This is a genomic window from Streptococcus sp. HMSC076C09 (genome assembly GCF_001837905.1).
Taxonomy (GTDB): domain Bacteria; phylum Bacillota; class Bacilli; order Lactobacillales; family Streptococcaceae; genus Streptococcus; species Streptococcus parasanguinis_I.
In genome coordinates, this window is sequence record NZ_KV834651.1 from 312,699 (window position 1) to 321,608 (window position 8,910).

The window sequence follows — 8,910 nt, forward strand, 5'->3', positions numbered from 1 at the left end:
CTACTCCTAATCCACATCCGCTTTCATCGGGTTAAAGAAGGCATTCAAATCATTGACCATTCCTTGTTTATCACCTGTCAAGACATAGTTCATGGTCAAGGTATGGAAGTCTGCTTCACTGGTCCAGTATTGTTGCAACCAGACCAAGTGACGATCCGTAAAGGCATATTTGGTCATCCCAGCAAGCGGTGAATCCTCTCCTGCTTGTTTGACCCCTTCGATCGCTGTTGGAGATCCGTCCACGTCGTAGTATTTTTGCATGACTTCTGGACGGGTCATGTATTCCACAAAGGCATTGGCTTCTTTTGAATGTTTGGTAGTAGCTGAGATAGACCATGCCAAGTCACCTGCACCAACGGTTAAGCTTTGTCCTTTTTCTTTTCCTGGAATCATGAAGGTTCCAATCTTAAATTTCGGTTTTTGTTCATTAATCGCTGTAACCGCCCAAGATCCATTTGGTGTCATGAGGACATCTCCACGCGCGAAGGCTCCGATAACGTCTGTATAGCCAGCGCCTTCCCAGTTCTTTTGCTTCGAACCTTTAATGCGAAGAATATCCATCACCTTGATGTCATCTTTCATAATCGGATCAGTCAATTTAATAGCATTTGGTTGAGAATAACGAAGGTATTGATTGGCTTCTTTTCCTCCACCTGCTGCTGTCGCAAAGGCTAATTGATTGTAACCATTGAGTGTCCAAGCATCTGCACCTGCAATTCCAAATGGTGTTTGTCCTTTAGCAACGATGTCTTTGACTAACTGTTCAAATTCATCCCAGGTTTCAGGAACCTTCAAGCCCAGTTCTTCGAATTTATCTTTGTTGTAGTAAATTCCATAAGCATTGGCTGTAAAGGGAACGTTGTAGACTTTTCCGTTCACGGCATATTTTTCAGCATAGCCATTTTTCACGCGTTTCAGATAGTCTTTATTCGACAAATCTTCGAAGACACCTGCTTTTGCCCATTCTTGTAGTTCGATGGACTGTGGGTATATATTAACCACATCTGGTACATCTCCTGCGAGGACACGTGTTTTCAATACTTCACCACCGTTCGGTACATTGACAACTTTGACCTTGACCTTTGGGTTTTCCTTTTCAAAATCACGAGCGATTTCTTCCAAAGTTTTAGTCATTTCTTTTTTCTGGTTGAAATACTCGATGGTCACTGTGCCATCCGCCGATTTACCTTCGTTGGAGCAAGCACCAAGCCCAAACAAGGCTAAGCCTGTTGTCGCAAGAAGTCCGATTTTTTTATACCATTTCATTTGGCTGTCTCCTTTTATTTTTTGACAAAAACATATTGTTTAGTGAGGAAATCTCCCTGAGGAAGAATGACGGTTAAGCCAGCATACATGAGCTCAGCTCCTGAATAGACTTGGTCCGTCCCTTTTAAGCTATAGAGCGCATCTTCTTCCAATCCTTTGAGTTTCAGGGTCGGCTCGATCTCCTCAACCGTTGATAAGACTCGTACATAAGTTACAACTGTGCGGTCTTGATAAGTAAACTGGACGGCTGCTTGATTGCTACCATGGCTTGGATTGATCAAGCGGTAGTGTTTTCCGAATTGAACAAGTGGTCGAATCGTTTTGTAATGAGCGACTTGAGCTGCGATCTTATCCAACTCTTCTTGCGGAAGACTGGTTAGATCCAATTCATAGCCCAGATTTCCCATCATAGCTACATGACCTCGCGTTTCAAGCGGTGTCATCCTTCCCATCTGGTGATTTGGAACCGCTGATACATGAGCCCCCATAGAAATGGTAGGATAGAGGTAGCTAGAACCATACTGGATCGGAAGTCTGGCAATGGCATCCGTATTATCACTTGCCCAGACCTGCGGGAAGTAACGCATCATACCAAGGTCATTGCGACCACCACCACCGGAGCAAGACTCAAAGAGGATGTTGTCGTACTTCTCCGTCAAGTACGAAACCACTTCATAGAGACCTAAGATATAAGCATGGGATTGCATCTTAGTTTCCAGGTAGGTTTTCCCATTTCCAAGCTTGGTGATATTGCGGTTCATATCCCATTTGATATAGTCGATCTCATGGTTTCCAAGCAAGTCATCCAAGACCTGCTTGATATAAGCTACTACTTCTTTATTTGCGAAATCAAGCACCAGTTGATTCCGTGAATAGGTGTGTTCATAGCCTGGGACTTGAATAGCCCAGTCCGGATGAGCCCGGTAGAGGTCGCTATCAACAGAAATCATTTCGGGCTCCACCCAAAGGCCAAATTGAAGTCCCTTGTCGTGGATGCCTTGGATCAATTCTGCTAGACTTCCACCTAATTTTTCTTCATTGACAGTCCAATCACCGAGGGCCCGATTGTCATCATAACGATTGCCAAACCAGCCATCATCAAGAACAAAGAGTTCGATCCCCACTTTTTGAGCCTCGTCTGCTAGCTCCAATAATTTGTCTTTCTTGAAATCAAAGTAGGTCGCTTCCCAGTTGTTGATAAGAATTGGACGTTCTTTATGAGCAAAGGGGCTAGGAATGATATGGTTTTGGACAAATGCTTGACTCTCTTGACTGAGACCGGTCAAGCCCTCATGGGAGTATGTGATCATGGCCACTGGCGTATCAAAGCTCTGATTTGGTTCCAATTCCCAAGCGAAGTTTTCTGGATTGATCCCCAATCCAACCCGAACTTCATTGAGTTGATTCTTTTGAACAAATCCTTCAAAATTTCCACTGTAGAGCAGTTGGAAGGCCAGAGCAGAGCCCGCATCTTCTGTCACTTCATGATCGGCAAGAATGAGGGCTGGAGTCTGGGCATGTCCAGAAGCACCACGGTTGGAGCTGATGGAGAAGATTCCTTGCTCCACTTGCTGACGGCGAACTGTTTTTTCTCTCGCATAAGCTCCTTGCAGAGTGATGATATCGTAATCACTGGCTGGCAGATCGGCCAACACACTGAGAGCCTTGTGGATCACAACCTTTTCATCACTCAAGTTTTCAATCTTTGAGAAGCTAGTGATGGTTGCCCGATCCTCGTAGGCGGTGTAGTAGAGGGTCAAACGCAAGGCCGCTTGATCATCTTCAAAGACCAAGGCCAAGGTTTCAGCACTATCTACTGTATGTGGATTGGGAAGACCAGTTGCCTCGACACTGCCAGAGTAGATATTAGCTCCAACATAGAGGAAATCCGTCACTTCTGTAGCACCGTGTTGGATCTGAATAGACGGTTTTCGAAAATCTCCTAGTCCGTGCTGGCCCAAGACCTGTCGCTGGGTATCTAGACTAAAAGTTCGATTGTCAGGTGTTGGATTTCCAGCGAAAGCATGGTCCTTCTCATGCACGGTATTGGAAAAATGATAAGACGGGATCGGACGTCCCAGATGCTTGAGCATCAGGTAGCCATCTCGATTTTCAAGGATGAGGCTCAGTCCCTTACTTTCTACATAGAACAAATTTTGTTCGATACGAATTGCCATATCTTCCTCCATTGGACCCTAAAAATATCACTATGTATTTTTATATTCAGTTCCAATATTTTTCTTTTTTCACATGTCTTTATTTTAAATGTTGTAAACGCTTTCGAAAATGGAATTTTGTTGGGCTTATATGGTAAAATGTTAGGTAGGAGGTTTACCTATGTTAGTCTTTTCAGAATACCAAACCGACACCATTGATATAGCCCTTGATTTTTACGGCTACGAAGATTGCCCCAAGAATTATGAAATTGGTCCTAGCTTTCGAGACAATTTTGTTCTGCATTTTATCACCAAGGGAAAAGGTGTCTTTCACATCAATAAAAATGAAATCCATTTAGAAGCCGGGGATCTCTTCCTTCTCCCTAAAAATATGGTGACCTACTACCAGGCAGACGCGGAAGATCCTTGGTCCTACTACTGGATTGGGATTAGTGGCACCAAGGTGAGTGATTTCATGCGCTTTTCAACCATACATGCCAAAGGTTTTCTAAAGAAAACAGAGGTGGACACAGAGCGGATCGGGCTGTTTATGGAGCAGCTTGTCCACAAGGCAGAGGACTCTAAGATGACCTCGCACTACCAACTCCACCTTCTCTCTCAGATCTATGAACTGCTATTTCTTATCAGTGAAGTGGCTCCCGATATCCATCGGAGCCATCCATCTCCCACCTATCAGCTCTATCTGACCTGCAAGCATATGATTGAGACGCATTACAATAAAGATCATCTAAGTATTCAAGAGATCGCCGATGACCTCAATGTCCATCGGTCTTACCTAACAACTGTTTTTAAGGAGTTTCACCAGATCTCTCCCAAAGAATTCCTGCACTCAGTCCGCATGCAGCGTGCCCAGCAGTTACTGACCAATACAGACGAGAGCATCAAGATCGTGGCTTACTCTGTTGGCTTTTCAGATCCCCTCTATTTTTCAAAGGCCTTTAAGGCCTATAGCCACCTAACTCCTAGCCAATATCGCAACAAACATAAAATTTAGTAAAATTTTATTTCTTTTTACTAATTTTTAGAGTATACTGGAAGTAGAAATCAATAAAGGATGAACTATGGCAACGATTAAAGACATTGCGGAAAAAGCAGGCGTTTCTCAGGCAACGGTCTCTCGCGTCCTCAACCAGGATGCGACCTTATCGGTTGGTGAAGACACGCGCAGTCGGATTCTTCGCATCGCTGAGGACCTGCATTACCAAAAGAAAAGCCGCAAAACAGCGCCTCAACCAGTCGAAGATTCTCATAAAATCGTCATCTTTGAATGGTACACGCGCGAAGAAGAATTAGAGGACCTCTACTACTATGCCATTCGGATGGGCTTGGAGAAACAAGCCCAGGAATTAGGCTATGAGATCTTTCGTATCTTTAACAAGGACGATTGGTCTTTGATTCAGGAGGCAGACGGCATTATTGCTCTTGGGAAATTCAGTCCCAAGACCATTCAAGATCTAGAAAGCTACGGCAAACCCCTGATCTTTGTCGATAGCAATACCCTCTATCTGGGGCATTCTTGCGTGACGACAGATTTAGAAGATTCTGTTATCACCGCTCTCGAGCATTTCCTTGAGCATCATCACAAGGAGATCGGACTCTTGGTTGGGCAAGAAGAGACCGCAGATGCGACACCGCTTCAGATGGATCCTCGTCAACGAATCTTTCAACAGTTTCTCACGGAAAAAGGGCTTTATGAGGAGCGCTTTGTCGCTGTCGGTCAGTTCTCAACTGAGTCAGGCTATCAGATGATGGAGCAGCTGATTCAAGCACTGGGCGACGACTTGCCAACTGCCTTTTTCATGGCCAGTGATGCCATAGCTGTTGGGGCCCTTCGGTCCCTTCAGGAGCACCAAATCGCAGTACCTGATCGCGTCAGTCTCATTTCCTTCAATGATACCTCGATTGCTAAGTATGTCTTTCCGGCCCTCTCTACAGTGACCGTATACACAGAAGAAATGGGCAAGCAAGCCATTCAGCTGTTGCGGCAAACCTTTCAAGGGAGTCAATCAAGTGTTCCCTGCATGGTCAAATTAGCCACCAAACTGACGATTCGAGACAGCAGTCGCTAGGAGGTCTTAGTCTTATGAAAACACACGAAATCCTCTTTCAAACCCTTTCTCAGGCAGATGATTACGTCAACGGGGAACAGTTGGCAAAAGAATTAGGTGTTTCTCGCACCTCCATCTGGAAAGCTATTCAGCGCCTGGAAAAAGATGGGGTCGTCATCGAATCCCTAAAAAAGAAGGGTTATAGACTGGTCTCAGGCGATATTCTGCTTCCTGAAGTCATCGCAAACAATACCCAGTTGACCGTTACTTTGAATGAAGAATGTCATTCTACCCAATTGGACGCAAAATTAGGCATGGAAGCCCATAAAGAGGGCAGGGCTCTCTACCTGGCCAAATCCCAATCTGCTGGAAAGGGCCGCTTTGGTCGCGACTACTACTCTCCCGATCAAGGCGGCATCTATATGTCTCTTCATCTCAAGCCCCAACTCCCACCTGCGGAGCTCCCCCCTTATACCCTCATGGTCGCAGGAGCCATCTATAAGGCTATTAAAAATCTGACCCTGATCGATGTCGATATCAAATGGGTCAATGATATTTACTATCGCCATAAAAAAATTGGGGGAATCCTAACCGAAGCTATCACATCCATCGAGACTGGCCTTGTCACGGATGTCATTATCGGAGTCGGTCTCAATTTGGCTATCTCTACTTTTCCAGATGAGCTAGAAAGTAAGGCTGGTTCCTTATTTGAAGGCCCTTGTCCCATCGCCCGCAATGACCTCATCAGCGAGATTTGGAGAGAATTTCTTCATAGGGATATCGATGAACTGGTCTACCTCTACAAAGAGCGCTCCCTGGTCTTAGGACGAACTGTCACCTTTGAGCAGAACCAGCAGACCTATCAGGGCCTCGCCAAAGACATCTCCGATACCGGCCAACTCTTGGTCCAGTTAGAAAATCAAGAAGAAATCTGGCTCAATAGTGGCGAAATTTCCCTCAAGCAGTGGAATCTATAAAACAGAGCTCACAACTCAAAAAAGAGTCTGGGACAAAACACTGTCTCAGACTCTTTTGTGTGAAGATATATCAAAACTTTTTAAACCAATTCTTGATATACTCTAAGCATATATCCAGTAAGAATTTGATAAATAATAATACAATTCCAATCTTCACAAACATGTAATATTTAAATGTGTCATCAAATTCATGCACACGGATCGGAAAGGTGAAGATATTAGACGGATTGATAAGAAAATATAGTGAGATACAAATAGATAAAACCAACGCCACTATAAAAATTTTTTTATGTATTTGCATTTTTTACCTTTTCCTTTCTTGTTTTCCAACATTAAATACCAATTACCAATTTTATATAGCCTGATTAATTCTTTCATTCCCCTTTCTACCAGGCTATTTTATAGTTCTTACACCTTCATCATATACAAATTTCAAAATAATACAAGTCTGTTTTTCTAATTATTTTTTTGATATAATAATAAAGTTTGAATGTTAAACAAAAAACTCAGTAACTATCCCAACAAACTCTATAAAATTAACTTTTTAGATAGCACCATGATATATTTAAGCTACTAAACAGTTCAATTCAGTAGGTTTTTTGCCCCATTTTTAAATCATGATATTGAAAACACCTAAAAGCACCTTCCGAAATTCATTTATATTTCAATATTTTTAATTACTCTCAATATGAAAACTCCTTTCCAAATCCATACAGGGGACATCTAAATCAACAGGAAAAAGCCTTGGTAACCAAGGCTTTTTTGCTTGTCATTTTGTTTTTTGTACCAAATAATTATAAAAGTTTTCTAACGTTATCAAATTCTTCATTTAGTTTCTCTTGTAGTGTATGACCATATACTGCTCTTCTTCTATAGCCTGAGACCCTTTTGATGAAAATTAATCCGCAGAAAAAGTAAATGCTTCTAGTAAAACATTATCTGCTCATACTGCTTTATTACATTCTTGGGTATGTAATAAAACCAGCACAATCAAGAAGAGATTAATAATTAGTAATGCAAGTATTTTATTATGTTTGATTTCCATAACTATTTTATGGTCGGTCGCCTTCTTCTTATCAAAAGGTTTTGAAAAATAAAATTGTCAATATACTAATAACTAAATTTAAAGAGAGTTTTTCAACTCTCTTATTTTCTTATCTCACATAAATATTTCACATGTCCAGGCTCATCAGATTCATTTTTCTCAATAGCATACGCCACATTTGTATCCTTATTGAGAAATAGTATCATAGAATATGGTGCCATGAAGCTTGCTTTCTCTTCTAAAAACCAAGAATCAAAACACTGGTCTCCTTCGTACAACACAATTCTTTCATAGTCATCTACATCTTCACTTCCTGAAAGGCGTGCTCTTACTTCAAAATTAGCGCTAGGCTCTTTTCTTAAAAGATCACCAATCCAATATGTAGCTTGTTGAAGTGAATAGAAATCAGCAATTCCCCAACGGAAATAATCTCCCATTTTTTCTTCTACAAATTCAAAATCTTCAGTGGTGTCCATATCTCTAAAACTTGTTATTCTCATCTAGTAATCTCACTTTCTATTTATACAACTTGTTCTATTTTATAAGTAACAGTAAGCAACAAGGCTAGCTTATTATTTAAAGGATATTTCTTAGTTGTAGTAATTTAATTCAATTCCTTATATAAATTTATTATAGCAAATTTATATAGTTTTGTCAAATTCGTAGGATTTGGTACACTAGGAAAACTGAGAATCAATTCATAACCAAGAAAGACTATAATATAAAAACGCTCAATCCCTTTGTATAGGATAAGCGTTAAATGACAAGAGCAAAAGAAAAGATTAATTATTGTGGTCAATTTTCATCTAAATCCTTCAGTGCCTTCTTATAAGCCTCACTATCTTTCTTATAATAATCACGCTCTACACCAGAAATATCTACAGTAAAGACACCATCTTCGTATATATAACTTGTTGTACGGTTTAACATTTGCGAGCCCATTAACTCAATTGTTTCATTCTTTCGATCAATTACAAAGTTGTCAGCAACACTACTATCAAGTATCCCTTTATTTCCTGAGATAGTAAATGCTCGTTCATTTCTAGATTCACTAACCCAATAATATTCCCCATCCAAAGTCTGATTTCTTTGATTAGAGCATGAAATTAAAGGCATACTCAAAATCGTTAAAAATAGTAGAATCAATAGTTTATCCAATGTAATACCTCCTTAATTGTTTATGTTATAACAAAATACCATTACAGGAATACTACGAAAATATCTATGATAACAGCAATTTTTAAAGATGTCTGTTACAATAGCAAATTAATCTCACAAAATCAAAAACGCACTCTATTCTCCATAGTGGAGCTAATTAGAATGCGTCATTAGGGACTAAAAGATGACTATTAACAATTATTTATCGTCACCTTTAATCATATTTTTAACGCCTTCGA

The 8,910-nt window shown here is 40.9% G+C and carries 7 protein-coding genes; 3 read left to right on the forward strand and 4 right to left on the reverse strand.

Going from position 1 to position 8,910, the window contains the following annotated elements; translation table 11 throughout:
- Positions 1–6: 6 nt before the first annotated feature.
- Positions 7–1,266 (reverse strand): extracellular solute-binding protein, encoded by a 1,260-nt coding sequence (locus HMPREF2704_RS10410; RefSeq protein WP_049523551.1) that lies wholly within the window; start codon positions 1,264–1,266, stop codon positions 7–9.
- 14 nt (positions 1,267–1,280) lie between these two features.
- The gene (locus HMPREF2704_RS10415) at positions 1,281–3,443 is read right to left on the reverse strand and encodes an alpha-galactosidase (protein WP_049523553.1); all 2,163 of its coding nucleotides are present in this window, start codon (positions 3,441–3,443) and stop codon (positions 1,281–1,283) included.
- Positions 3,444–3,603: 160 nt separating this feature from the next.
- Between HMPREF2704_RS10415 and HMPREF2704_RS10420 the strand changes: the two genes are divergently transcribed.
- The 3 genes from HMPREF2704_RS10420 to birA all read left to right on the forward strand — a co-directional run bounded on the left by HMPREF2704_RS10420 (position 3,604) and on the right by birA (position 6,468).
- Positions 3,604–4,437, forward strand: a complete 834-nt coding sequence (locus HMPREF2704_RS10420; protein WP_070846571.1) for an AraC family transcriptional regulator — start codon at positions 3,604–3,606, stop codon at positions 4,435–4,437.
- A 67-nt stretch (positions 4,438–4,504) separates the two neighbouring features.
- A complete protein-coding gene (locus tag HMPREF2704_RS10425; RefSeq protein WP_070846572.1) occupies positions 4,505–5,512 on the forward strand; it encodes a LacI family DNA-binding transcriptional regulator in 1,008 nt (335 codons plus the stop codon).
- A 14-nt stretch (positions 5,513–5,526) separates the two neighbouring features.
- The gene (gene birA / locus HMPREF2704_RS10430; protein ID WP_070846573.1) at positions 5,527–6,468 is read left to right on the forward strand and encodes a bifunctional biotin--[acetyl-CoA-carboxylase] ligase/biotin operon repressor BirA; all 942 of its coding nucleotides are present in this window, start codon (positions 5,527–5,529) and stop codon (positions 6,466–6,468) included.
- Between the two features lie 1,146 nt (positions 6,469–7,614).
- Here the strand turns inward: birA and HMPREF2704_RS10440 are convergent.
- Both HMPREF2704_RS10440 and HMPREF2704_RS10445 read right to left on the reverse strand, forming a co-directional pair.
- Positions 7,615–8,013 carry a hypothetical protein gene (locus tag HMPREF2704_RS10440; protein ID WP_070846574.1) on the reverse strand — a complete coding sequence of 133 codons (399 nt, stop codon included), beginning with the start codon at positions 8,011–8,013 and terminating at the stop codon, positions 7,615–7,617.
- A gap of 295 nt (positions 8,014–8,308) precedes the next feature.
- Entirely contained in the window at positions 8,309–8,671 is a 363-nt protein-coding gene (locus HMPREF2704_RS10445; RefSeq protein ID WP_042759940.1) for a hypothetical protein, read from the reverse strand.
- Between the last annotated feature and the right edge of the window lie 239 nt (positions 8,672–8,910).

What these genes read in the sequence shown, in the direction of transcription:
- HMPREF2704_RS10410 (WP_049523551.1), bottom strand. Translation starts at nt 1,266, where the DNA reads ATGAAATGGTATAAAAAAATCGGACTTCTTGCGACAACAGGCTTAGCC.
- HMPREF2704_RS10415 (WP_049523553.1), bottom strand. Translation starts at nt 3,443, where the DNA reads ATGGCAATTCGTATCGAACAAAATTTGTTCTATGTAGAAAGTAAGGGA.
- HMPREF2704_RS10420 (WP_070846571.1), top strand. Translation starts at nt 3,604, where the DNA reads ATGTTAGTCTTTTCAGAATACCAAACCGACACCATTGATATAGCCCTT.
- HMPREF2704_RS10425 (WP_070846572.1), top strand. Translation starts at nt 4,505, where the DNA reads ATGGCAACGATTAAAGACATTGCGGAAAAAGCAGGCGTTTCTCAGGCA.
- birA (WP_070846573.1), top strand. Translation starts at nt 5,527, where the DNA reads ATGAAAACACACGAAATCCTCTTTCAAACCCTTTCTCAGGCAGATGAT.
- HMPREF2704_RS10440 (WP_070846574.1), bottom strand. Translation starts at nt 8,013, where the DNA reads ATGAGAATAACAAGTTTTAGAGATATGGACACCACTGAAGATTTTGAA.